The organism is Streptomyces sp. NPDC048718, assembly GCF_043198875.1.
In the GTDB taxonomy this organism is placed as follows: Bacteria; Actinomycetota; Actinomycetes; order Streptomycetales; family Streptomycetaceae; genus Streptomyces.
In genome coordinates this window covers 134,811-158,637 of sequence record NZ_JBICVG010000005.1, presented here as the reverse complement: position 1 = coordinate 158,637, position 23,827 = coordinate 134,811, and the positions used below count along the sequence as shown (strand labels likewise).

Annotated in this window: 24 protein-coding genes; 6 read left to right on the top strand and 18 right to left on the bottom strand. The window is 72.4% G+C overall.

The window, feature by feature from the left end; translation table 11 throughout:
- Positions 1-20: 20 nt before the first annotated feature.
- The 8 genes from ACGFRB_RS11315 to ACGFRB_RS11280 all read right to left on the bottom strand — a co-directional run bounded on the left by ACGFRB_RS11315 (position 21) and on the right by ACGFRB_RS11280 (position 8,395).
- Positions 21-1,109 carry a 2-aminoethylphosphonate ABC transporter substrate-binding protein gene (locus tag ACGFRB_RS11315; protein WP_363000647.1) on the bottom strand — a complete coding sequence of 363 codons (1,089 nt, stop codon included), beginning with the start codon at positions 1,107-1,109 and terminating at the stop codon, positions 21-23.
- Between the two features lie 111 nt (positions 1,110-1,220).
- Entirely contained in the window at positions 1,221-2,018 is a 798-nt protein-coding gene (locus ACGFRB_RS11310) for an ABC transporter permease subunit (protein ID WP_363000649.1), read from the bottom strand.
- Positions 2,005-2,985, bottom strand: a complete 981-nt coding sequence (locus ACGFRB_RS11305) for a 2-aminoethylphosphonate ABC transporter permease subunit (RefSeq protein WP_393242519.1) — start codon at positions 2,983-2,985, stop codon at positions 2,005-2,007. Before ACGFRB_RS11305 ends, ACGFRB_RS11310 begins: the two co-directional genes overlap by 14 nt.
- Before the next feature lie 166 nt (positions 2,986-3,151).
- On the bottom strand, positions 3,152-4,318 hold the full coding sequence (locus ACGFRB_RS11300; RefSeq protein WP_393241858.1) for an ABC transporter ATP-binding protein: 1,167 nt from the start codon (positions 4,316-4,318) through the stop codon (positions 3,152-3,154).
- Positions 4,315-4,962 carry an HAD family hydrolase gene (locus ACGFRB_RS11295; RefSeq protein WP_393242517.1) on the bottom strand — a complete coding sequence of 216 codons (648 nt, stop codon included), beginning with the start codon at positions 4,960-4,962 and terminating at the stop codon, positions 4,315-4,317. The genes ACGFRB_RS11300 and ACGFRB_RS11295 overlap by 4 nt, the downstream gene beginning before the upstream one ends.
- A 113-nt stretch (positions 4,963-5,075) precedes the next feature.
- Positions 5,076-6,197: a TIGR03364 family FAD-dependent oxidoreductase gene (locus ACGFRB_RS11290; protein ID WP_393241855.1), complete on the bottom strand. Its 1,122-nt coding sequence runs from the start codon at positions 6,195-6,197 to the stop codon at positions 5,076-5,078.
- Positions 6,198-6,389: 192 nt separating this feature from the next.
- Positions 6,390-7,181, bottom strand: coding sequence for a GntR family transcriptional regulator (locus ACGFRB_RS11285; protein ID WP_393241852.1), 792 nt, complete (start codon positions 7,179-7,181; stop codon positions 6,390-6,392).
- A gap of 50 nt (positions 7,182-7,231) precedes the next feature.
- Positions 7,232-8,395 carry a hypothetical protein gene (locus ACGFRB_RS11280; protein ID WP_393241849.1) on the bottom strand — a complete coding sequence of 388 codons (1,164 nt, stop codon included), beginning with the start codon at positions 8,393-8,395 and terminating at the stop codon, positions 7,232-7,234.
- Positions 8,396-8,656: 261 nt separating this feature from the next.
- On the opposite strand from ACGFRB_RS11280, the gene ACGFRB_RS11275 reads away from it, so the two are divergent.
- Entirely contained in the window at positions 8,657-9,253 is a 597-nt protein-coding gene (locus ACGFRB_RS11275; RefSeq protein WP_393241846.1) for a hypothetical protein, read from the top strand.
- Between the two features lie 115 nt (positions 9,254-9,368).
- Positions 9,369-10,487, top strand: coding sequence for a Gfo/Idh/MocA family oxidoreductase (locus ACGFRB_RS11270; protein WP_393241843.1), 1,119 nt, complete (start codon positions 9,369-9,371; stop codon positions 10,485-10,487).
- Positions 10,488-10,555: 68 nt separating this feature from the next.
- Here ACGFRB_RS11270 and ACGFRB_RS11265 read toward each other — a convergent pair whose 3' ends face one another.
- The 5 genes from ACGFRB_RS11265 to ACGFRB_RS11245 all read right to left on the bottom strand — a co-directional run bounded on the left by ACGFRB_RS11265 (position 10,556) and on the right by ACGFRB_RS11245 (position 15,466).
- Positions 10,556-12,211: a choice-of-anchor A family protein gene (locus ACGFRB_RS11265; RefSeq protein ID WP_393241840.1), complete on the bottom strand. Its 1,656-nt coding sequence runs from the start codon at positions 12,209-12,211 to the stop codon at positions 10,556-10,558.
- Positions 12,212-12,376: 165 nt separating this feature from the next.
- Positions 12,377-13,234 carry a fumarylacetoacetate hydrolase family protein gene (locus ACGFRB_RS11260; protein ID WP_393241837.1) on the bottom strand — a complete coding sequence of 286 codons (858 nt, stop codon included), beginning with the start codon at positions 13,232-13,234 and terminating at the stop codon, positions 12,377-12,379.
- A gap of 228 nt (positions 13,235-13,462) precedes the next feature.
- Positions 13,463-14,218 carry a YidC/Oxa1 family membrane protein insertase gene (locus ACGFRB_RS11255; protein WP_393241834.1) on the bottom strand — a complete coding sequence of 252 codons (756 nt, stop codon included), beginning with the start codon at positions 14,216-14,218 and terminating at the stop codon, positions 13,463-13,465.
- A gap of 285 nt (positions 14,219-14,503) precedes the next feature.
- Positions 14,504-14,821, bottom strand: coding sequence for a DUF6412 domain-containing protein (locus ACGFRB_RS11250; protein ID WP_361234476.1), 318 nt, complete (start codon positions 14,819-14,821; stop codon positions 14,504-14,506).
- A gap of 105 nt (positions 14,822-14,926) precedes the next feature.
- Positions 14,927-15,466, bottom strand: coding sequence for a winged helix-turn-helix transcriptional regulator (locus tag ACGFRB_RS11245; protein WP_393241831.1), 540 nt, complete (start codon positions 15,464-15,466; stop codon positions 14,927-14,929).
- 105 nt (positions 15,467-15,571) lie between these two features.
- On the opposite strand from ACGFRB_RS11245, the gene ACGFRB_RS11240 reads away from it, so the two are divergent.
- Positions 15,572-17,017: an MFS transporter gene (locus tag ACGFRB_RS11240; RefSeq protein ID WP_393241828.1), complete on the top strand. Its 1,446-nt coding sequence runs from the start codon at positions 15,572-15,574 to the stop codon at positions 17,015-17,017.
- Here the strand turns inward: ACGFRB_RS11240 and ACGFRB_RS11235 are convergent.
- From ACGFRB_RS11235 to ACGFRB_RS11225, 3 genes are read right to left on the bottom strand one after another with little or no spacing between them, the layout of a single operon-like run.
- The gene (locus tag ACGFRB_RS11235) at positions 16,989-18,581 is read right to left on the bottom strand and encodes a sodium:solute symporter family protein (RefSeq protein ID WP_393242515.1); all 1,593 of its coding nucleotides are present in this window, start codon (positions 18,579-18,581) and stop codon (positions 16,989-16,991) included. The genes ACGFRB_RS11240 and ACGFRB_RS11235 overlap by 29 nt on opposite strands.
- A 29-nt stretch (positions 18,582-18,610) precedes the next feature.
- Complete coding sequence (locus ACGFRB_RS11230) at positions 18,611-18,841, bottom strand: hypothetical protein (protein ID WP_363000679.1); 231 nt, start codon at positions 18,839-18,841, stop codon at positions 18,611-18,613.
- Positions 18,838-19,632 (bottom strand): class E sortase, encoded by a 795-nt coding sequence (locus ACGFRB_RS11225; RefSeq protein WP_393241825.1) that lies wholly within the window; start codon positions 19,630-19,632, stop codon positions 18,838-18,840. Before ACGFRB_RS11225 ends, ACGFRB_RS11230 begins: the two co-directional genes overlap by 4 nt.
- Positions 19,633-19,695: 63 nt before the next feature.
- On the opposite strand from ACGFRB_RS11225, the gene ACGFRB_RS11220 reads away from it, so the two are divergent.
- Positions 19,696-20,703 (top strand): SEC-C metal-binding domain-containing protein, encoded by a 1,008-nt coding sequence (locus ACGFRB_RS11220; protein WP_393241822.1) that lies wholly within the window; start codon positions 19,696-19,698, stop codon positions 20,701-20,703.
- A 28-nt stretch (positions 20,704-20,731) separates the two neighbouring features.
- On the opposite strand, the gene ACGFRB_RS11215 is transcribed toward ACGFRB_RS11220, so the two are convergent.
- Positions 20,732-21,841 carry an MrcB family domain-containing protein gene (locus ACGFRB_RS11215; RefSeq protein WP_393241819.1) on the bottom strand — a complete coding sequence of 370 codons (1,110 nt, stop codon included), beginning with the start codon at positions 21,839-21,841 and terminating at the stop codon, positions 20,732-20,734.
- Positions 21,842-21,913: 72 nt separating this feature from the next.
- Complete coding sequence (locus ACGFRB_RS11210; RefSeq protein WP_393241816.1) at positions 21,914-22,537, bottom strand: ATP-binding protein; 624 nt, start codon at positions 22,535-22,537, stop codon at positions 21,914-21,916.
- A gap of 183 nt (positions 22,538-22,720) precedes the next feature.
- Between ACGFRB_RS11210 and ACGFRB_RS11205 the strand changes: the two genes are divergently transcribed.
- Positions 22,721-23,569, top strand: a complete 849-nt coding sequence (locus tag ACGFRB_RS11205; protein WP_393241813.1) for a helix-turn-helix domain-containing protein — start codon at positions 22,721-22,723, stop codon at positions 23,567-23,569.
- Positions 23,566-23,772 (top strand): DUF397 domain-containing protein, encoded by a 207-nt coding sequence (locus tag ACGFRB_RS11200; RefSeq protein WP_393241810.1) that lies wholly within the window; start codon positions 23,566-23,568, stop codon positions 23,770-23,772. Before ACGFRB_RS11205 ends, ACGFRB_RS11200 begins: the two co-directional genes overlap by 4 nt.
- The last annotated feature ends 55 nt before the right edge of the window (positions 23,773-23,827 follow it).

Sequence of the window (23,827 nt, the reverse complement as noted above, 5' to 3'; positions counted from 1 at the left end):
GGCCGGGGGCGGGCGCACGCTCAGCTGCCGGTCGCGGCCTTCCACGCGTCGACGTACGTGGTCAGGTTCTTGTCGATGTCGGCCCAGTCCGGCTGGAAGACGTCGACACCCACCAGCAGCTTCGCCAGCTCGATCGCGTTGGCGTCGGTGGGCCGGATGTCCGTGCGGGCGGGGAAGCCGCCGCCGATGGCGCTGACCTGGCGCTGCGCCTCGTCGCTCAGCATGAAGTCGAGGAGCTTCTTGCCGTTCGCGGTGTGCGGGGCGCCCTTCACCAGACCGGCCGCGTACGGCAGGGCGAAGGTCGACGGCGTGCCGCCCTGCTTCGCGGGGAACCAGATCGAGAGGTTCGGCATGGACTTGGCCTGCGCGAAGTTCATCTGGACGTCGCCGTTGGCGACCAGGATCTCGCCCTTGTCGACCTTGGGGGCGAGCTTGGAGGTGGAGGAGGACGGGCCGACGTTGTTGGCCTGGAGCTTCTTCAGGTACTCCATGGCCTGGTCCTTGCCGCCGAAGTCATGCATGGCCTTGATGAGCACGGCGGTGCCGTCGCCCGCGACGCCCGGGGTGGAGTACTGGACCTTGTTCTTGTACTTCCCGTCGAGCAGCTGCTCCCAGGTCGTCGGCGCCGGGTTCAGCTCCTTCTTGTTCTGGATGAAGCCGAAGTAGTTGTTGACGACGGAGACCCAGGTGCCGTCGCCCGCCTTGTCGGCGCCGTCCACCCGGTCGGAGTTCTCCGGCTTGTACGCGGCCAGCAGGCCCTTGGAGCCCGCCTGCTGGATGAACGGGGGCAGGGTGACGAGGACGTCGGCCTGGGTGTTGCTCTTCTCGCGGGCGGCGCGCTGCACCATCTCGCCGGAGCCGCCCTCGACGTACTTCACCTTGATGCCGGTCTTCTTCTCGAAGTCCTTGAAGACCTGGTCGTACCAGCCGTCGCCCGCCTCGCCCTTGAGGCCGTCGGCGCTGTAGACGGTGACGACCTTCTCGTCGGCCGCGGCACCCCCGCCGCAGGCGGTGAGGGTGCCGGCGAGGACCAGGCAGCCGGCGACGGCGGCGACCGGCTTGACGTAGGACACGCGGGAACGGCGGGCGGGGAGGGAGGTGGTGCGCATGGGGTTTCTTCTCCAGGGAGAGGGACGTCGGGAGGCTCGGGGCCAGGCGGACCGCATGGACTGTGCGGACTGTGTCGACAGCGCGGACTGTGCCGACAGCGCGGCCAGCGCTTAGCGGTAGGTGGCCTTGGTGCGGATCCGGGACACGGCGAGCAGGACGAGGAGGGTGGCCGTCATCAGGACCACCGCGAGCGCGGAGCCGGTGAACAGCGAACCCCGGTCGGTGGCCGTGAAGATCCGCACGGGCAGCGGCAGCCAGTCCGGCGGGTAGAGCATCATCGTGGCGCTCAACTCGCCCATGGACAGGGCGAAGCAGAGACCGGCCGCCGCGTTCAGCGACGGCAGCAGAAGCGGCAGCCGCACCCGGAGCAGTACGTACGAGGGGCGGGCGCCGAGGCTGGCCGCCGCCTGTTCGTACATCGGGTCGAGACGCAGGATGGCAGCCGAAACCGACTGATAGGCGAACGCCGTGACAAGAATGGTGTGCGCCAGGATCACGATCCAGCGCGTTCCGTTCAGCAGGAACGGCGGCTGGGAGAAGGCGACCAGGACGGCGAGTCCGACGACGACCGAGGGCACCGCCACCGGCAGGACGAACAGCGCGTCGAGGATCCGGCGGCCCCGGGTGCGCAGCGCGGCGGCCGTGAGGGCGGCCCAGGTGCCGAGGACGAGCGCGAGCACGCTGGCGGTGAGGGCGGTGACCAGGCTGGTGGTGAGGGCCTGGAGGGACTCGCCCCGCACCGCGGCCGTGTAGTGCTCGGTGGTCGGGCCGGAGGGGAAGGCGCCGGACCAGTTGGTGCTGAACGAGGCGGTGAGGATGACGAGGAGGGGGAGGGCGAACAGCGGGACGAAGAGGACCGCGAACAGGGCCCAGGCGCCCCAGCGTCCGGCGCGGCTATGCACCAGCACGGCGACCGCCTCCCGTCAGGGATCGGGACAGGGACCCCGACCGGGACCGGGCGCGGGACTCGGACCCGGCCCCGGACCGGGTGCGGGACTGGGCGCGGGCGGCTCCGGTACGGGAGACCAGGACGCGGTAGAGGGTGTAGAGACCCACGGAGATCACCACGTTGACGACGGCGACGACACAGGCCGCCGCGTAGTCGGATTCGAGGATGGCCTTGCCGTAGACGAGCATCGGCAGGGTCGTGACGCCCTTGGCGCCGGTGAAGAGCACGATGCCGAACTCGTTGAGGCACATGACGAGGACGAGGCTGCCGCCGGCGGCGAGCGCGGGCAGCACCTCGGGCAGGATCACCTGCCGGACGACGCGCGGCGCGCGGGCGCCGAGGGAAGAGGCGACCTCCAGCTGCGCGGTGTCGAGCTGTGAGAAGGCGGCGAGCAGGGGCCGTATCACGAACGGGGTGAAGTACGTGATCTCGGCGAGCAGCACGCCCCACGGCGTGGAGAGGAAGGCGAAGGGGCCGCCGGCGGCGCCGGTGACGTCCGTCCACAGTCCGTTGGCCATGCCCGCCGAGCCGTAGAGGAACAGCAGCGCGAGCGTGATCAGGAAAGACGGGAAGGAGAGGAAGACGTCGATGAACTTCGACACCGCCCGGGCCCCGGGGAACGGGACGAACGCGATCACCAGGGCGAGGACGAAACCGAGGACGAGGCAGCCGGCGGTGGCGGCGACGGCGAGCCACACGGTGGTGCCGAGCGCGTCGCGGAACGAGGCGGAGGCGAAGACCTGGGCGTACGCGCCGGGGGCGAGGGACTCGCGGACGACGAGCGCGAGCGGGTAGAGGAAGACGAGCCCGAGGGCGAGGACGGGCGGCAGGGCCCAGACCCAGGCCGGGACGGTGCGCCGTGCGGGAGGGGTCGGGGTGGTCGGGGTGGTCGGGGTGTCCCGTACGGGATCCGCCGCTTCCCCCACGGGCTCCGCCCCGTCCCGTACGGACGCGGTCGTGACCCCTACGGGCTTCGCCGCTTTCCCCACGGGTGCGGTCGCGGGCACGGGAGCCGGGGAGGGGTCCGGGTCCCGCGGGGACGCCGCTACGGCTTCGGGCACGGCAGGCTCCTTGGTGAGCGCGGGGACCCGGCTAGCCATCGTTCACTCCCGCCGCCAGGAGGACGGCGTCCTCGCGGGCGAAGTGCAGCGTCACCTCGTCCCCGACGGCCGGGGTCTCGCGCAGTTCGCGTACGTCCGCCTTCACCCGGTGGCCGGCAGCGCCAACCGCCACGTCCAGGCGGTGGGTGGCGCCGCGCCACTGGACCTCGGCGATCTTGCCGGTGAGCGCGTTGGGGCCGGGGCCGAGACCGACGAGGTGGGGGCGTACGCACAGGGTGGCGGCGGCGCCGGGGGCGATGCCGTCCACCGGGACGTCGAGCGCGATGTCGTCGAGCAGGACGCCGTCCGCGCCACCCGCGCCGTCCGAACGGACCGTCACCGGCAGCAGGTTGGCGTTGCCGACGAAGGAGGCGGTGAACTCGCTGCGCGGGTTGCGGTACAGCTCGCACGGTGTGCCGCAGTCCCGCAGCCGGGCCCGGTCCATGACGGCGATCCGGTCGGCGAGCGTCAGCGCCTCGACCTGGTCGTGGGTCACGTACAGCATCGAGACATGCGGCAACTCGCGGTGCAGCCGGGCGAGTTCGGTGAGCATGCCGGAGCGGAGCCGGGCGTCCAGCGCGGACAGCGGCTCGTCGAGCAACAGCACGTCCGGGCGGATGGCGAGGGCGCGGGCGATGGCCACACGCTGCTGCTGGCCGCCGGACAACTCGCGCGGGTAGCGCTGCGCGTAGGCCGCCATGCCGGTCATCTCCAGGGCTTCGGCGACCCGTTCGGGGATCCGCGCCTTGGGAAGCTTGTGCGCCTTCAGGCCGAAGGCGACGTTGTCGGCGACCCGCATGTGCGGGAAGAGGGCGTACTGCTGCACGACCATGCCGATGCCGCGCCGGTACGGCGGGAGGTCGGTGACGTCCCGGCCGCCGATGTGGATCCGCCCGGCGGCCGGCCGGACGAAGCCCGCGACGGCGCGCAGAGCGGTGGTCTTGCCCGAGCCGGAGGGGCCGAGCAGGGCCATGACCTCGCCGGGCTCGACGGTCAGGTCGAGGTGGTCGAGAACGGTGTTGCCGTGGTACGCGACCGACACGCCGTCGAACCGGATGCCCGAGGCGGCTCCCGGGGCACCCCCCGGAGCGGCGCCCGCGCCGGGCGCCGCGGACACCGCGGGCGCGCCGGCCGGGGCCGCGGGGGCGGGGGCGGTCATCCCTCGTACTCCGCGAGGAGCGCGGGCAGTTCGGCGACCGAGGGCAGGACGCGGGTGGCGCCGTGGTCGGTGAGGGCGTCCTCGCCGTGGGCGCCGGTGAGCACGCCCGCGACGATCCCGGCACCGGCCCGGACCCCGCTGAGCATGTCGTACGAGGTGTCGCCCGCGACCACGATCCGCCGGACGTCGTCGACGGCTCCGGTGCGCAGGAACGCGGCGAGGACCATGTCCGGGTAGGGCCGGCCTCGGCCGCCCGCGTCGCCGGGGCACAGGGTGAGCGCGACGAGGTCGCGCCAGCCGAGGGCGTCCAGGATGGCGTCCTGGGTGACCCGGGCGAAGCCGGTGGTGAGGACGACGGTCCGGCCCTGTTCGGTGAGCGTGCCGATGGCCTCGGCGGCGCCGGGGAGGGCGGCGATCCGTCCGGCCGAGACCAGCTCGCCGTACGCGCTCTCGAAGGCCTGGTTGGCCTGCTGGGCGCGGTTCTCATCGCCGCCGAAGAGGTGCCGGAAGACGGAGATCTTGGATTCGCCCATGGTGGCGCGGACGTAGTCGATCATCGTCGACGGGTCCTCGCCGAGGCGCTCGGCGGCGGTGGCGAAGGCCTGCTCGACGAGACCGCCGTCGGCGACGGTGGTGCCGGCCATGTCGAGGACGACGAGGTCGTGGCGCTGCCCGCGACCCGCGATCGGGGAGGCCGGGGAGACGACGGCGTTCGAGGGGGTCGACGGGTTCAAGGAGTTCGCGAAGCTCATGAGGATTACCAGCCCAGTTCGTTGGCGGTGGTCTCGGCGATGGCGGGCGAGCAGGTCATGCCGCGCCCGCCGGGCCCGGTCACCAGCCAGACGCCGTCGCGCACCCGCTGGCGGTGGACGACCCGGCTGGTGTCGACGCACTGCGCGTACACGCCGGCCCAGCGGCGGCGGATCCTCGGCAGCGGGCGGCCGAGGAAGGACTCGACCACGCGCGTGAGGTGCTCGTAGGGCTCCTCGACGGTGTCGAAGGCGAAGGGGTGCTCGTACTCGTGGGTGTCACCGATGGTCAGCCCGCCGTCGAGGCGCTGCACCATGAGCAGCTGCATCTTGTGGGCGGCGGCCGTCGGGTCCTGGGCCTGGGAGGCGTTGAGTTCGTCGAGCGCCAAGGAGGCGTACGCCGGGTAGTAGCGGAAGGAGTCCGCGTCGGCGACGGAGGTGGTGAGGGCCTCGCCGAGCGGGTCGGTCTGCATCATCTGGAGCCGGACGCGGCGGACCGGGATGTCGCCCGCGACCTCGCGGACCAGACCGGAGAGCCAGGCGCCGGTGCACAGCACGACGGCGTCGCCGCTGTGGAGGTCGCCGTGGTCGTCGCGGACCGCGTTCTCGCCGACGACCTCGCGGACCTCGCGGTTCGGCAGGAAGGTGTAGCGACCGGAGGCCAGCAGGGCCTCGCGGAGGGCGAGTTGGGCGGTGCGGGGCTCGACGGCGGCGTCACGCTCGCACCACAGGGCGGCGTCGAAGGTGCCGCGCAGAGCCGGGTTGATCGCGCGGGCCTCGTCGGCGGTGAGCAGCTTGTAGCCGCGGGCGGCGGCGTCCTCGCGGGCCACGGCGGCCTCGGCGACGGCGCGTTCGAGGTCGCCGCGGATCGGGGTGAGCGAACCGATCGCCCGGAAGCCGAGCTTGGGGACGCGGGCGCCGATGCCCTCCCACAACTCACGGGCGCGCAGGGCGGTGTCGAGCTCCTCGCCACCCGCGCGGCCACTGACCCAGATCTGCCCGAAGTTGCGCAGCGAGGCGCCGCGCGCCTCCGCCTCACGCTCGATGTGTACGACCTCGTGGCCGCGTTCCACTGCCTGCCAGGCGTGCATGGCACCCACCACGCCTGCTCCAACGACGATGACCTTCATGACGCCTACGGTCGTGTCGGCGGGTTGCCCGGACCGGTCCGGTGGGCGACGGGATGGTGAACGGCCCGACAAACCTGGCCTAGACCCGTTACCTTCCCGTGATCGCCCGTGGGTGGGCAGAAGTGTGCGGGTCGGGCGATAACGGCCGGTCATACGACCACGGGCGGGCGACCCTGGGCGGGCCGATCGGGGTCACTCCGACGGGTTCGCCTGGCGGCCCAGGTGGGTGGTGAAGCTGAACCGGTCCCCCCGGTAGAGGGTGCGCACCCGCTCCAGCGGCCGGCCGCCGGTGTCCCGCGAGACGCGATGGATCAGCAGCATGGGCAGCGCGGGCGGGGTGCCGACGAGCAGCGCCTCGCGCGGGGTGGCGAGCACGGTCTCGATCCGCTCGTCGGCCCCGCCGAACGACACCCCGAGCCGGTCGCGCAGATAGGCGTAGAAGGAGGAGTCCGGGTCGAACTCGGTTCCCAGGCGCGGGACTCGGGCCTCGGAGACATAGGTGCTCTCCAGTCCGACCCGCTCGTCGTCGGCGAGCAGCACCCGCTCCATGTGCCACACCGGGTCGCCGGGCACCACGCCGACCTCGGGCGCGAGGGCGCGCGGGCAGGGGAAGCGGTCGAGGGAGATGAGCGTACGGCCGGGGCGGCGGCCCTGCCGGCGCACGCCCTCGGTGTAACTGGCGAGCGACAGCGGCTGTTCCAGCTTGGGCCCGGCGACCACGGTCCCCCGGCCCTGCCTCCGCAGCCGTCCTTCCAGGAGCAGTTCGCGCAGCGCCTGCCGGACGGTCTCTCGGGACACCTCGTGGCGCACGGCGAGATCCCGCTCGGTGGGCAGCAGCCCGCCCTCGCCCAACTCGTCGATGAGCGCGGCGACTTTCGCCTTGACCGCGTAGTACTTCGGGATCCGGCCGTGCTCGGGGATGCCGGATCTGACGGGCGCGCCGGGCTCTGGCCGCAGGGCCGGGGCGGTGCTCTGGTTCTCCACGCGGTGATCGTCGCAGACGCGGGTGAACGGGAGGGTGTACGGAGCGTGGCCTACGCGTGCCGGGCGGGCCGGCCCGGGCGGGGGCCGCTGCCCTGGGGGCGGGAGCGGGAGCGGCTTCCGGGCCGTCGGCGGGTCAGGGCCAGGAGCGCGGCGCCCGCGGCGAGCAGGGCGGCACAGACGGGGGCGAGGCGGTCGGCGGACTCCGGTCCTGTACGGGCGAGTTCAGGGTCGTCGGGGTCGGCGGATTCGTCGGGGTTCTCGGCGCCGGGGCCGAGGGCGGAGTCGGGGTCCGTCTCGGGGTCCGTCTCGGGGTCGGTCTCCGGGGTGGGCGGCGGTTTCGGGGCGGCGGGCGCGGTGGGAGTGGTCTTCGGGACGGCGGGCACGGCGCTGGTGCGGGGGTCGGGGGAGGCGTCCTGTTCGGTGGGGCGGGTGGCGGCCGGGGCGGAGGGCTGGGCGGCCGGGTCCGGGCGGGCGGTGACCGGTTCGGTGTCCGGGGCGATCCCGGCGTCCGGGTCACCGGAGCCGATCGTCAGCCGGTAGCCGCCGGTCTCGCCGACCCAGTCGCCGTCGTCGCCCCGCTTGCGTACGACGGCGGCGCTGACCACCACCTCCTCGGAGGCGGCGCCGGCGCTGAACGCGAGCCGCACGGGGACGGTGAGCGTCGCGCCCGGGGGCAGCGTGAACCCGGTGAACCCCCGCCCCTCGCCGGGCGTGGCCGGGACCTCGCCGAACACCCCGACGCTCTCGTCCTGGTCGGTGCCCTCGAAGGCGATCCGCCGCCACCGCCGGGCCTCCGCGTCGTGGAACTCGGCCCGGATCCGGGCCGGCCGCAGGGCCCGGTCGCGGTCGGCGAGGACGAGGACCGGGTGAAGGTCCCGGCAGGGCGCGGTGGTGGTGTTGGTGAGTTCCAGGTCCCAGGTCCGAAAGCCGCCGCCGGGTGGGTAGTCCACGGGCCCGCCCCGGATGATCGCCACGACGGGGAAGTCGCGGGCGTTCGCCGCGCCGCAGCCGGCCGTGACGGCGGGCGCGGACGCCGCCGGGGCCGGGACCGGGACCGGGACCGGTGGCGCCGAGACGGCGGGCGCGGACGCCGCCGGGGCCGGGACCGGGACCGGGACCGGTGGCGCCGAGACGGCGGGGGCGGCCGACAGCGCCGGAACGGCGGGAACGACGGCGGTCAGGGCGGCGAGGGCGAGGGCGTTGCGCAATCGCATGGGACGGGTCCCTTTGTGCGGCTGGGTGGTGCGGCGTGGTCGTGCTGATGGTGGGGCGCGTGGACGTACGGCTCGTGGGCGTGCGGTTGTCCGTGACGCTGTCACTCCGGGCGCATCGGGCCGGGCCGCGACGCGCGGCGGCGCGGGGACGCCCTCCGTACGCGCCGCCCCTTCCGCCCGATCAGCGTATGGTCCGCTTTCCCGTTCGTCCGATCGCTATCCGGTGTCCGAGGACGGGGTGGCCCCCGTACGCTCCCCTCCATGCCTCGCAGTGGGAAGAAACCTCGCCGGCTCGTCGCCGACGGACACGTCTATCTGTGGCGGCTCGCCCACCGCCACGACGTCCCGGACGGGTCCGCCGGCCGGCCCGAGAACTGTCGCGAGATCCTCACCCTGCGCCCCGAGGAGGAGTCGGGCGCGGGCAGCCCCACCGCGCTGCGCGTCGTGTTCGCCGAGGAACCGGGCCGGTACGTCCCGGGTGGCGCTTATCTGGGCTCCGGCGATGTCGGCTTCGTCCACGGCGACGTCGATCTCAACCTGCACGAACCCGGTGCCGTGCGCGCCCTGCTCGACGAGGCGCTGGCCCGCGGGTGGCGGCCGGGGTGCCGCCGGGTGGAGGAGATCGACGGCTGGACCCTGCTGGCGGCGGCGGTCGAGCGGCGGGCCGCGGGGCAGGCTGTGGGGCCGAGTACGGGGCGGGGCGCAGGACAGGACACGGCGCCGAGTGTGGGGCGGGGCGCGGGCGCGGCTCAGGGCGCGATGCCGAGTGTGGGGCGGGGCGGGGCTCAGGGCATGATGCCGGTCGCCGCTCGGGGCGTCGCCGGGAACACCGCGCCGGCCGAGGCCGCAGGCCCGTAACTCCGCATGTGCCGGGCCCGTCGGGCCCGCGCGCCGCACCCGCCCCGGACCCGCCCCGGACCCGTGCGTGGGCGACGGTTCGCACTCCGGCCTCGGCATTGCCACAGTGGGGACCATGATCTCCCCCGCCTCGCCCGCCTCCCCCGTGTCCGCCTCCGGCGCGCCCCCGCTGCGTGTCGGACTCGTCGGCTACGGACTCGCCGGTTCCGTCTTCCACGCCCCGCTCATCGCCGCCTCCCCCGAACTCGTCCTCGACACGGTCACCACCGGCAACCCCGAGCGCGCCGACCGGGCCCGTGCCGAACACCCCGGCGTCCATGTCGTGGACTCGCCCGACGCGCTCCTGGACCGGGCCGGCCGGCTCGACCTGGTCGTGGTCGCCTCCCCCAACAAGTCCCATGTCCCTCTCGCCACCGCCGCCTTGGACGCGGGTCTGCCGGTCGTCGTCGACAAGCCGCTCGCCGCCACCGCCGCCGAGGCCCGCGCCCTCGGTGACCTCGCCGACCGGCGCGGACTGCTGCTCTCGGTCTTCCAGAACCGCCGCTGGGACGGCGACTTCCTCACCCTGCGGGCGCTGCTCGCCGACGGCGCGCTCGGCGAGGTTCAGCGCTTCGAGTCCCGCTTCGAACGCTGGCGTCCGCAGCCGAAGGGCGGCTGGCGCGAGTCCGGCGACCCGGCGGAGGTGGGCGGGCTGCTGTACGACCTCGGCAGCCATGTCGTCGACCAGGCGCTGGTCCTCTTCGGCCCGATCGTCCGCGTCTACGCCGAGTCCGACGTACGCCGCCCGGGGGCCGAGGCGGACGACGACACGTTCCTCGCGCTCACCCACGCCGGCGGCGTCCGTTCCCATCTGTGGGTGAGCGCCACCGCCGCCCAGCTCGGGCCGAGGTTCCGGGTCCTCGGGCAGGAGTCCGGGTTCGTGACGTACGGACTCGACCCGCAGGAGGCCGCCCTCCGCGAGGGCCTGCGTCCCGGCCCGGGCCACGACGGGACATGGGGCGTCGAGCCGGAGAGCCGGTGGGGCCGGATCGGCTCCGGCGAGTCGCCGCTCACCGGCGGCGGTACGGCGGTGCGGACCCTGCCGGGCGACTACCCCGCCTTCTACGCGGCCGTCGCCGCCGCCCTGCACGGCACCGGCCCGAACCCGGTGCCGGCGAGCGAGGCCGCCGCCGCGCTCGACGTCCTGGAGGCGGCCCGGAAGTCGGCCCGGGAGGGCGTCACGGTCACGCTGTGACGCCCTCCGGGCGAAGCGGTCGACGCGGCGCTGCGGCTACGGCTGCCGCTGCCTCGCCGACGGTCTGATCAGCTCACCCAGCGGCGTCGCCGGGTGAGCACCACCAGGACCCCGCCGGCGAGGGCGAGTCCGGTGGCCGTCGCGCCCATCACGATCTTGCCGGTCGTCGAGCCGGAGCCGGTGTTCGGCAGGTGGCCACGCGGTACGGGGCGCGCGCGTACGCCGTATCCACTGCCGTATCCGCCACCGGAGCCGTATCCGCCGTCGTGGCCGCCGGAGCCGTATCCGCCGGTCGATTCTCCTGGGTGGGGGTGCGGGTGCGGACGCGTGTACGTGGGGGACGGCACGGGGATGGCGGTCGGGGTCACAGTCGGCATCGTTGGGGTCGGGGTCGGCCTCGTCGGCGTCACGGTCGGCATCGTGGGAGTCGGAGTCGGCCTCGTCGGCGTCACCGTGGGCGCCGTCGGGGTCGGGGTCGTCACCGTCGGCGTCACCGTGGGCATCGTCGGAGTGGGCGTCGGCCTCGTCGGCGTCACCGTCGGCATCGTCGGAGTCGGCGTCGGCCTCGTCGGCGTCACCGTCGGCATCGTCGGAGTCGGCGTCGGCACCGTCGGCGTCACCGTCGGCATCGTCGGAGTCGGGATCGGCACCGGCTCCTCGGCACAGGACGGCAGGTCGCCCTCGAAGGGATACGCGTGCAACTCCTGCCCGCCCCCGCCCGGCTGGGAGGTGTGGAGGAGCGAACCACTCGTATAGAAACGCCCGTCCATGCCGGGCATCGTCACCCTCGCCGTGCTGGCCGGGTTGCCGATGAGCACACTGCCCGCGAACTGGGCGCCGCCCTCGAAGGTCACCTCCATCGCGTCGGGGAAGTTCCACAGCACCCGCTCGCGCAGCCCGTCCGGGAGCCCGTTGACGTAGGAGTCGATGGTCCGGCTCGGGCCGCCGACGAGATTGACGAGCACGGTCGCGCCGGCCGGAATGCCGTGGAAGGCCAGCCCCTCCGAACCGCCGCTCCGCGACTCGATGTCGAAGTCGACGTTGAAGACCTGGAGGGCGGAGTGCCCGTCGCCGGTGAAGACCGTCTCGCTTCCGTTGTTCACGGCGGTGCCGGTCGCGGTGCGCGGTGCCCCGTCCTCGTAGGCGTAGCAGAGGCTGGCGGCGGTGAGCTGCCACCGCAGCGCCTCGTACGGGAAAGCGGCCTCCGGGTCGTGTTCGGTCCGGGGGACGACCGTGCCGCTGAGCGCGCCCGCGTACCGGACGACTCCGTTGACCGTGCCCTCCTCGGCGAGCAGGCGCTGACCGGCGGCGATGGTGACATCGCCGCCGGCCGTGAGGAAGTCGGTGCGGTTGTCGGGCGGGACCCGCGAACCGACGCCCGCGACACCGACGTTGTAGACCTGTGAGCCTCCGGCCCGTTTGTTCATGTCGAAGTCGCCGAGGGTCACGACCTTGCCCTCGGCCTCGGCCGCGCCCTCGCGGACGAGGAAGTCGCCTCCGACGAAGACGTTGATGTTGTCGTCCCGGCCGGCGATGGGCCCGTTGTGGACCGGCGGATACGGGTCGGGACAGCTTCCCGGCAGACAGGGGCCGAGACCGCCGGGCAGGGGGTCGGCGAAGGCCAGGGCGGCGAGAGGGCCCAAGAGCGCGGCGGCGACCACGGTCGCCGCCGCGGCCGTGGTTCTCGCTCTTCGGCGAGGACGGCCTGTTGCATGTGCGTACATGTGCGGCAATATGCAGAACGCGGCCCCCTGAAATGGTGTCGACGCGCGGGAAAATCGGGACATACCGGAAAACGCCAGGGCAGGATGAACGCCCTGGGCGCACGGCTCGGCCGGGAGAGTGAGCAGTCGGCCGATGGTGCGGAGTCCCTCGCTCCCAGGGAGCGGTTACGCGCTCTTCAGCTCCTGCCGCTGCCGCCCCAGCCCCTCGATCTCCAGCTCCACGACGTCCCCGGGCCGCAGATACGGCTTGGGCTCCGGCTGTCCGAGGGCGACGCCCGCCGGCGTGCCGGTGCTGACGACGTCTCCGGGGTGGAGCGTCATGAAGTGGCTGATGTACCGGACGACCTGGGCCACCGGGAAGATCTGGTCGGAGGTGTGGCCGTCCTGCCGCAGTTCGCCGTTGACCCACAGCCGCAGGGACAGATCCTGCGGGTCGGGGACGTCGTCGGCGGTGACCAGCCACGGTCCGAGCGGGTTGAAGGTCTCGCAGTTCTTGCCCTTGTCCCAGGTGCCGCCGTGCTCGAACTGGAAGGCGCGCTCGGAGAGATCGTGGGCGATCGTGTACCCGGCGATGTGCGCGCGGGCCTCCTCGTCGCTCTCCAGATAGCGGGCGGTACGGCCGATGACGACGGCGAGTTCGATCTCCCAGTCGGTCTTCTCCGCACCGCGCGGCACGAGCACGGTGTCCTCCGGGCCGACGACGGTGTCGGCGGCCTTGAGGAAGAGGACGGGTTCGGCGGGCGAGGCGGCGCCGGTCTCGGCGGCGTGGGCGTGGTAGTTCAGACCGACGCACACGACCTTGCCGATCCGGCCGACCGGCGGACCGATCCGCAGCCCGGTCGCGTCGAGCGCGGGCAGCACGCCCGCGCCGAGCGCGGCGCGGACCCGGTCGAGCGTGGCACTGTCACCGAGCAGCCGGCCGTCGATGTCGTCGACCAGCGCGGACAGGTCGCGCAGGGTCCCGTCCTGGTCGAGGAGGGCGGGCCGTTCGGCGCCCGCCGGACCGACGCGCAGCAGCTTCATGCTCTTCTCCCTCTGATCGGACGGGCCGCGGGAGCGGACCGCCGGGCACCCCGCCCGATGGAGTGCGGCCATCGGAGGATCACTCGATCCTCCACCGGGACCGGGACGCCCGGCAAGACCCTTCCCAGCCCCTGGACCCTTACGCGACAGCGGTGTGCGCGCGGGGACGGACCGGGGGTACGCGGTCCGGGGGCACACGCGCGTACCTCCGGACCGGCACGGACCTCCCTACGCCGACGCGGCCGGCGCGGCCAGGGCCCCCGCGGGCATGTCCTGGTACAGGAACGCCCTTTCGACTGCCGTCCAGACGGTACTGGTGACGACGTAGAGCGCGGCCGCGAGCGGCACCACGGCCACGGTGATCAGGGTCGCGAAGGACAGCAGCGGAAGGTGCCGGGTCAGCGCCATGACGGCCCCGGCGCCGGGCTGGGCCGGGCCCGCGACGGGGGCCGCCGGGGACGCGGCGGCCTGCTGCCGCCGGGTGCGCACGAAGGTGTACGTGGCGGTGGCGGCGACGATCGCGAACAGCGCGAGGTAGGTGAGACCGGCCGGTCCGAACGGGCCCGCCTGCCCGAAGGCGTCGGCCGCGCGGCCGGTGAGCGAGGCGCCGAACAGGTCGTGTCCGGCCATCCGGCCGCTGGAGAAGAGGTGGTACATCAGGAAGAACGCGGGTGCCTGGAGCAGGCTCGGCAGACAGCCCGCGAACGGCGAGACCTTCTCCTTGGCGTGCAGTTCCATGACCGCCTTCTGGAGACGCTCGGGGTTCTTGGCGTGCTTGCGGCGCAGCTCGGCGAGTTGCGGGGCGAGCCGGGTGCGGGCCTTCTGGCCGCGGGCGGCGGCACGGGAGAGGGGGTGCACCGCGAGCCGTACGGCCATCGTGAACAGCACGATGGCGGCAGCCGCGGACGCGCCGGCGAACAACGGGGTGAGCAGGCCGGCGCAGCGCTCGATCAGATCGGCGAAGGTGTCGAAGAACAGGGACATGGGAACCCTCCGAGGGGTCTCATCGTGCCGGAAGAGGTCGGTGATCTCGGCATGACGGAACCGCGCGGGACTCCGGAGGGGGGCGAGGCGATGCGGGGTACGGGGTGCGGGAGATACGGGCACGGGGCACTGGGGTACGCAGGTACGCGGGAGGTACGGGGGCGCGCGCCCCGAGCGGGGGCGTCACGGCGTACCGGAATCCATGGGTGTCCACGTACCGATGTACCGGCCGTACTGGCGTACCGACGCACCGGAGTACCTGACGTACGAGTGGTCCGGGGTCCTTTACGCGGCCGTCTGGAGGCCCCGGCCGGGTGCCCTGGGCCGGCGGCGGCCCCGGGCGTCCGGGTCGCGTTGCGGCAGGAAGGCGGTGCGCCGGGCGCGGTCGCGCAGGGCGGTACGGACCCGGGTGGGCGGTACCGGCAGGGCCGCGCGGGCCCCGCCGAGCAGCGCGCAGACGGCGGAGGCCGCCGCCAGGGCGAAGGCGGCGGACAGGGTCACGCCACCGCCCGCGCCGTCGGTGAAGAGCGGGACGATCAGATCGGCGAGGGCGAGGAGGAAGAAGACCGGCGCGAGGACGCGCAACAGGTAGCCACGAGTCATTTCGCCGTCCCCCTCTCGCGCGCTCGCCTTCCCGACGCTTCTCTCAGCCGTCCACTGAGATTTCGTCGGGTCTTCAGTCAGGTCTTCAGTCAGGCCTTCCGACCGTTATACCGGATTACCCTCCAGCGGGACGAGCAGTCGGCGGGGCCGCAGCAGCGCGCGGCTAACCGGATCGGCCGGGTCCGGATCGAGTCCGGCGCCGGGCCGCATCTCGACGTCGGCGGGCGGTACGGAGACCCCGCAGGCCGGGCACTCGCCGTACGAGCCCAGCTCCGTGCCGCAGACGGCGTGGTGGAAGAGACGCAGGGGCGGCACGGCGGCCTCGCCGGGCCCGGTCTCGCGGCCCCACAGGCCGAGCGAGCGCAGCACGGGCCACAGGGCGAGGCCGCGCTCGGTGAGCACGTACTCGTCGCGCGGCGGGGACTCCTGGTAGCGCCGCTTGTCGAGGACCCCGGCCTCGACGAGGGACTGGAGGCGGGCGGCGAGGACGGCGCGGGGGGCGCCGAGGTGGACGAGGAAGTCGCTGTAGCGGCGAATGCCGTAGAAGGCGTCGCGCACCACGAGGAGGGTCCAGCGCTCGCCGACCACTTCGAGGGCGCGGGCGATGGAGCACTGCTGGGTCGCGTAGTCCTTGCCGAGAGCCATGAAACCGAGTGTACCCCTGAGAGTTCAATGATTGAACTTTGACTGCTACGGTAAGCACCCGCTCAAGGTTCAGTGAACGAACCTACCGGAAGCCGAGGTTCCGCCATGCGCCCGCCCGACACCGCCGACACCGACACCGACACCGACGACACCGCCGCCCCCGCCGGTTCCGAGGCGAGAGGGACGGGCCGGCCGCGCCCCTCCCGTACCTCGGGCACATCCCGTACCCCCGGCACCCCCCGCCCCGGTGCCACCCTGGCCGTCACCAGCGCCGCCACCGCGTTCACGCTGATGAACTACACGGCCCCGATGCTCACCCTGCCGTCCATGAGCCACGCCTTCAACACCCCCGCCTCCCTCCAGGCGTGGCTGCTCAACGGCACCCCGCTCGGCCTCGCCGTCCTGCTCCTGGTGGCCGGCAGCCTCGCCGACGACCACGGCCGGCGCCGGGTCTTCCTGCTCGGCACCCTCGCGCTGGGCATCACCACCGGGCTCGGCGCCTTCGCCTCCTCCACCCTCGCCTTCACCCTCGCGCGCGTGGCGCAGGGCGCGGCGAGCGCCGCCGTCCTCGCCGCCAGCCTCGGCCTGCTCGCCCATGCCTATCCGGCGGGGGCGGACCGGATCCGGGCGACCGGGGTGTGGGGTGCGTTCGTCAGCGCGGGCATCGCGCTCGGCCCGCTGCTCGCGGGCGGCCTGAGCACGGCCGACTGGCGGCTGACGTACGAGGTGATCGCCGTCGGCCTCCTCGTGATGGCCGCACTCGGCACCCGTACCCTCGCCGAGTCCCGCGCCCCGCGCGACGGCCGCCCGGACATCGCGGGCGCGCTCACCCTCGGTCTCGCCCTGGCGGCCCTGCTCACCGCGCTCACCCTGGGCCGGGGCGGCTGGCTGCGCCCGAGCGTGGGACTGCTGCTGCTCGCGGCGGTGGCCCTGACGACGGTGTTCGCGGTCGTCGAGCGGCGCAGCCGGACGCCCATGATCGATCTGACACTGCTGCGGCACCCGTCGTTCCGGGCGTCCGTGGTCGGGGCGCTGTTCACCGGCCTCGCGGTGATCGGCTTCTTCAGCGTGCTGCCCTCGCTGCTCCAGCGCGAGGGCGGTGTCTCGCCGCTCACCGGCGCGTGGCTGTTCCTGGCCTGGTCGGGCACGTCGTTCGTGGTGGCGTTGCAGACCCGCCGACTGGCGGGCCGGCTGTCCGCTCCGTACCAACTGGCCGTCGGCTTCGTGCTGTCGGCGGCGGGCGTGCTCGCCTTCCTCGGGTCCCTGGACAGCGGTTCGGTGCCGCGGCTGCTGCCGGGCCTGATCGTGGCGGGCACGGGCAGCGGGCTGCTGAACGCCGCGCTGCCGCGCCTCGCCGTGGACTCCGTACCGAGGGAGCGGGCGGCGATGGGCTCCGGGGCCAACAACACCGCCCGCTACATCGGCTCCTCGGCCGGCGTCGCCGTCATGCTGGCCCTGGTGACGGCCGGCCCGGACGTGGCGGCCGTCGCCTCGGCGGTGCTCGCGGGGGTGGGAGCGGTGCTCACCCTCGCCGTGGGGCGGGGGCGCTGACCTTCGGGGCGGCGGGCCCGGTGGGCTCGGGGGACCTGGTGGACCTGGTGGGCTCGGCGGCTTCGCCGGGCCCGACGGACTGGTCGGGCCCGACGGGCTGGTCGGGCCCGACGGGCTGGTCGGGTTCGTCGAGTTCCGCGAGGTCGACGGGCTCCGCGGACCCGGCGGGAGCGCCGCTCCGCGACCCGTACAGGCTGACGGGGATCGCGACGGCCAGGTTCGCGGCGAGCGCGAGCAGCCCGGCGTTCACTCCCCAGAGCGGGTCGTGCCCGGTGAAGACCAGGGCGCAGACGATACCGACGCCGACCGTGAGGCCGCCGAGCGCCCCGTACAGCGTCATCCGCCGCCACACCAGACCGAGCAGCAGCAGGGGGACGAACTGCGCCATCCCCTCGTACGAGATGAGGGACAGCCGGACGAGGGTGTTGGGCGCGGTGTACGTCAGGACGAGCGCGAGCGCTCCGGCGACGACCACGACGAGCTGGGAAATCCCCTTCTCCCGGCGCTTCAGCTTCGGTACGAGGGAGAGCACGCTGCGGCCCCACATGGTGCCGATGACCAGCATGAACACCGCCATCGGCACGATCGAGGAGAGCGCCGCCGCGACCCCGACCACACCCACCGCCCACTCGGGCAGGGCGTCGATGACGAGCTTGAACAAGGCCAGGTTCGACTCGGCGCCGACCAGGCCCGGGACGACGAAGAGCGCGGCCATGCCGAGCAGCATGGGGATGAACAGCAGGACGTTGTACGCGGGCAGCCAGACGGCGTTGCGGCGCAGGGTCCCGGCGTCGCGGGCGCCGAGGTAGCCGGCGACGGTGGTCGGGAAGATGACCACGGTGAGGGAGTTGAGGACGGTGGTGGAGGCGAACCAGCCCACCCCGTAGCCGCTGGTCGCGCCGGAGTGGCCGGGCAGGCTCAGCCACTCCGCCTTGTCGGTGACGACGCGGTGCGCGAAGTCGCCGAGGCCGTCGAAGTAGTGCAGCGGGATGTAGACGGCGAGGAAGCCGAGGGTGCAGATGACCAGCGCGTCCTTGAGGACGGACACCCAGGCGCTGCCGCGCAGTCCGCTGACCACGACGAAGGCGGTGGTGACGGCGAAGGCGAGGATGTAGGCGAGGTCGAGGCCGATGTCGCCGTACGAGATCGTCGACACGACCACGCCCATGCCGGTGATCTGGAGCTGGATGTACGGCAGCAGGAAGACGGTCGCGAGGACGGCGACGAGGGCGCCGAGCCAGGGGCGGCGGTAGCGGTGGGCGGCGATGTCGCTGATGGAGACGAGGCCGTGGCGGCGGGCGTACCCCCACAGCATGGGGCCGACGAGATAGCCGAGGGCGTAGCCGCAGGACATGTAGGCGACGACGTAGAGGACGGGCGCGCCGTAGTTGTAGCCCCAGCCGGCGGCGCCGAGATAGCTGAAGCTGGTGTAGCCCTCACCGGCCATCAGCACCCAGATGAACACCGGTCCGAGCGACCGGCCGCCGACCGACCACTCGGCGAGCCCGCCGCCGCGTTCCTGGCGGCGCACGGCGAGGAGGCCGAGGGCGACGGTGAGGACCATGAAGCCGGCCAGGATCCACAGGGCGGTACTCACGAGCGCCTCCCGGCGGCGGAGTCGGTGCCAGTACCGGCATATGCCCCGGCAGCGGCCTCACGGCGGCGGTCGCCGCGGTGGGCGAGGGCGACGGAGAGGGGCGTGAGGACGGTCGCGCCCAGCAGCCAGAAGAAGAGGAAGACGCCACGGTTGACGAAGGGGAGGGCGGCGACGAACAGCACATACGGAACGAGCAGCCAGAGAAGGTGGGGCCGGCGTTTTATCACTCGGACGAGATTAGCTTCGCCCAGACGACCAGGCGGTACGCGGACGAGAACTCGGGCGTGCAGGTGGTGAGGGTGAGATACGCGCCGGGGCGGTCGTAACCGGCGGCGGGGTGCGTCAGGGAGCGGGGGACGGGGGCGATGACGCCGGTGTCGCGGGGCGAGGTCCGGGCGAGGACCCGGTCGACGCGGTAGGTGTACGTGCCCTGCCGGGTCCGCACGGTGACATCGTCGCCGGGGCGCAGCCGGTCGAGCCGGCGGAAGGGTTCGCCGTGGGTGTTGCGGTGGCCGGCGAGGGCGAGGTTCCCGGTGCGGCCGGGGGCGGCGGAGCCCGGGTACTGGCCGACGTAGCCCTGGTCGAGGACGCGGTGCTTGTCGGTGCCGGGGGCGATGGGGGCGGCGAGGTGGAGGCGGGGGATGCGCAGGACGGCGTAGGGGGTGGCGGAGACGGAAGCCGAGTCCGAGCCTGAGCCCGGGTCCAGTCCCCCGCCCGAATCCGCGTCCCCGCCCGAGCCCAGGTCCGGCATAGGCCCATCCGCCACGGGCACCGGCACCGCCGTCGCCACCGCCGTCGGCGCGGCTCCCCATCGCTCCTCAAGGTGACGCACTTGTCCCTGGGCCCGGGCCTGGGCCTGCCGGTTGGTCCACCAGAGCTGGTGGACGACGAGGAGCAGAACGACGAGCCCGCAGGTGATCAGGGTCTCGGCAGCGGCCCGCAGCGCGCGGACGGCGCACGGGCGCCGCCGGCGCGCCTGGAGGACGACCGGCACCCGCCCGCGCACCCTGGCTCGCACGGCGGGCACGATATGCGCCCATGCGCCAACTCTCCAGGGGCGTACAGCAGTACGGTGGACGACATGCGCCCCGACACGCCTGCCGAGCACATCACCGAAGCCGAGCGTCTGCTCCGTACCGCGGGGCAGTACCCCGAGGACCGTGAACCACTGCTGCTGCGCGCGGCGGCGCACCTCGAACTGGCGGGTGAGCGCGCACGCGCGACGACCCTCTACGACGACCTGCTGTCCGACCCCGACCCCGCCTCGCCGTACCTGATCAGGGCGCTGAAGGCGGCGAACCTCTGGGAGTACGGCCACGAGGCCGAGGCCCGCGCCATCATCACCGGCGTCCGGACCGCCCGCCCCGCGGAGCCGGGCCCGTGGGAGATCGCGGCGGAGACCCTGGAGGCGCACGACGAGCTGGAGGACGCGGAGGCGACGTTCACGGAGGCGGCCCGCCTGCTCGTGGGCCCGGCCCAGGAGATCACGTACGCCCTCCAGTCCCTGGTCACCGGCCGCCACCGGGTCCGCCGGCTCCTCGCCCTCCCGCACGACGACCACGACACCCTCGCGGACCGCCTCCACACGGGGGCCGTCCCGCTGGACGAACTGCACGACCCCAAGCGCCTGTGGGCCCTCGGCTCCTCGGACCCGGCCGAACTCCAGGCCGAGATCGCCCGCCTGCGCAGCGAACTGGGCTCCTACCGCACGGCCCTGTCCCGCCCCTTCCCGGTGGCGGTGCTGCACTGGCCGGAGCCGGAGCTGGACGAACTGCTCGCCGCGTACCCGGAACTGGAGGCCGAGTACCCCACGTACCGGGCCCATCTGACGGACATCGAGGCCTCGCTGCGCGAACTCGCCCAGTCCGGCACCCCGAACCTGGGCATCGTCCCGGCGACGGTCCCCTCCTACGAGGCCTTCGCGGCCTCCGAAGCCACCTCCCCGGCGACCCCGGCCCTGCTCCCCCAGTTCACCACCACCCTGGCCGCCCGCGGCCTCGCCACCCCCTGGCCCCCGCCGCGCACGGCCCCGTGCTGGTGCGGCTCGAAGGCGATGTACGGGGACTGCCACGGGGGCGACAGGGGCTGAGGCGGCGATCTCGGTTGTTAAGCGGCGGTCACGAGGTCATGCCCCACTCCTGCGCCCTGGAGGAGCCGTCCCAACCGTCCCCGTCTCGCCATATCGAGGCGATTCCCCGCTTCTCCAGGTACGGGGCGTAGGCGCCGATCTCCTCGGAGAAGAGCCCTACCAAGAAGGGCTCGGGCTTCTTCAGATAGAGGAAATGCTGGTACTCGAAGAGCTGTCCAAGAGCCTCGCGAACCGCCTGAGTCGGGTTCCCGTTACGCACGACCTTCGCCTCGACCAGCCATTCCCCTGACTCTCCCGACGCACCCTGAGGACGCAAGACCAGGTCCTTGGGGTGCTGAAGGCGGGTGATCGGCTCGTACCCGCGCGCGGCGACGTGCAGGCCGAAGTCCTTGATCAGCGCCTCATGGGTCCGCCGCTTGACCTGCTGGCGAGCACGGATCTGCACCTCGTAGTCGCCGCTGTCCTTCGGCAGGAAGTTGGCCAGGGGGTCGTCCACCGGCGGGACGGCGTGCTCGCCCGGATCGTAAGAGATCTCAGGGCTGTCGGGACTGTCCCCCTCCCACACGATCTGATTGACCATTTCGGTGAGCCTCAGGAACTCCATGCCCCGAAGCAGGTCTTCCATCAGCGCGACATCGCTGGGCAGAGCGGACGTGTCGTAGGTCTTGGCGATGACACTGGCCGCCTCGTACGCCCTGGGGCGATCCGCCTTGTCTCGAAAACGCGGCTCGTCGATCCAGCCTTGTCGTTCCTGCCGCTGGAGAGCCCGACGCAGTCGGGCGGCTTCACGTCGAAGGTGCTGTTCGCGCGCCTTGCCCTTGCCGAGCCGTTCTTCCAGCCAGGTGATGCCCTGTTGCAGGGTCAACGAGACGTTCTTCAAGTCAGCGCTGAAGATATAGGCGAGATACAACCCATGCTTCGGGTCGCTCTGCCCCTTCTCTTCGAAGATGCCGATCCACGGGGTCGCGGCTGGCGTGGTCTGTCCCCCGTGGCCCTTCGCCCGAAAGCCCGGCGGCAGCGCGAGGTCCGTACGCCCCGCGACGGCTCGCAGGACCTGCTGTCCCTTCACATCACGGCCTGAACCGGCGTTCCTGTCGTACGTGCGGGCGACCTCGCTGAGCATGTCTTGAATCCCCATGCGTGAAATCTAGATCACGAGGCCGCACGTCACCGCAGACTTTTCGCCACTCCTCGCGCAACTCACCGCAGCTCAGAGGCCGGATTCGAATCGCGCCGTCGCCATGTCCAGCACATCGTCGGGGTCGTAGCCGTGAGCGTCCATCCAATGCAGGAGGTCGACGATCACGTCGATGGCCGCGTCCTTGGCCACGGCGATGGCCAAACGACTCGCGCCGACCGCACGCGGGGAGGCGACAGCTCCGTAGAGGGAGATCATGGCCTCGGCTCGCGTGACGCGCGTGCCTCCGGTGTGACCGTTGGGGGTGCGGAGATCGGTAGCGATCTCGCACCAGGTCACCTTGCGGTCCGCTCCCAGCAGGACGCCCCACCGGTCGGCCATGGCGTCCACGAGCGCCAGCCCTCTCCCCGACTCGGCATCAGGGGTGGCGGCCATGAGCGTCGGCAGGTTCTGGCTGTCGGGGTCGCGCACCTCGATGCGCAGGTACGTGCCGTTCATCGACAACCGGAGGGACGTGGGTGTCCCCGGGCCCACATGTCGGATCACGTTCGAGACGAGTTCGCTCACGCAGAGCTGAGCTGTTCCCATCTGTCGCGGCAGACCCCAGGCCTTGAGGTGCAGCTTCACGATCCGCCGCAGCCCGGCTACCTCCTCCGCCTCGGCCACGAACGGAAGCTCCCACGGCCGCCTGATCATGCACCCGTCCTCATTCATGCCGTCCTCCACACCTCTCACCTCGATGACAGATCGTGACGACTCACTAGCATTGCGTCGCACATCCCGTTATGCAATGTGCACGGAGGGATTCCCACCATCGAGTGATTGGCAGCCCTGACGAGTACGTAGAGACTGAACACCCGTGAGAAAGAAGGGACTGGGATGGCCGGCTCACCCACCGCCCGCCGTCGGCGGCTATCGATCGAACTGAAGAAGCTCCGCGAGAAGAGCGGCTTCACCTGCGCGCACGTCGGCAGCGCCCTCGACTGGAGCGGCTCCAAGGTCAACCGCATGGAGACCGGGACGGGCAGAATCCAGCCGTCGGACATCGAAGCGCTCTGCCGCTTCTACGGGGTAGACGACGAGCTACGCGAGTTCCTCAAGTCGCTCGCGAGGCAGGCGAAGACCAAGGGTTGGTGGCAAGCCCACGGCGACGGCGTTCCCGACTGGTTCTCGATCTACATCGGCCTGGAAGAAGACGCATCCACATTCCGCCAGTACCAGGGCGAGTTCATCCCGGGGCTCATGCAGACTCCCTCGTACGCCGCCGAACTTCACCGCGCGACCAACCAGATGTCCGAGGAGGCCATCGACCGCGCGGTACGGGTCCGGATGGAACGCCAAGCCAAGCTCCAAGCCGCCCATGGACTCGACGCCTGGTTCGTGGTGCACGAGGGGGCCTTGCGATCCGTCATCGGCGATCGAGCCGTGATGCGGGAACAGCTGGAGAAGATGCTGGAGATGGCCGAACTCCCCAGCGTCACGCTGCAAGTACTCACCTTCGACGCGGGCCGCTACCCCGCCACCGGCACGTTCACCATGCTGGGCTTCCCCGACCCCGAAGACCCGGACATCGTGTACCGAGACGGCATCACCGACGCCATCTACCTTGAGGGGACGGAAGAGGTTCGCGCCTACACCCGAGCCTTCGACAACCTGCGCGCCGCGGCGGCGAGCCCGCACCACTCGGCCACGCTCATCAGGTCTCTACTGAAGGAATATGCGACATGAGTGACCCCATACCGACAGCCCCCCACTGGTTCACGTCTTCCTACAGCAACGGGTCGGGAGGAGAGTGCGTGGAGTGCGCCCACACACCCACGACGACCTTGGTACGGGACTCGAAGCGTCCGAGCCTGCCCGGCCTCGTCGTAGCGGCGGAAAGCTGGAAAGCCTTCATCGACGGCGTGGCCGCCAACCGACTCGCCGCATAGTCGTGCTTCCCGGCAGTACTGAGCGTGCCCGGCGAGCCTGACGCGAAGATGCGTC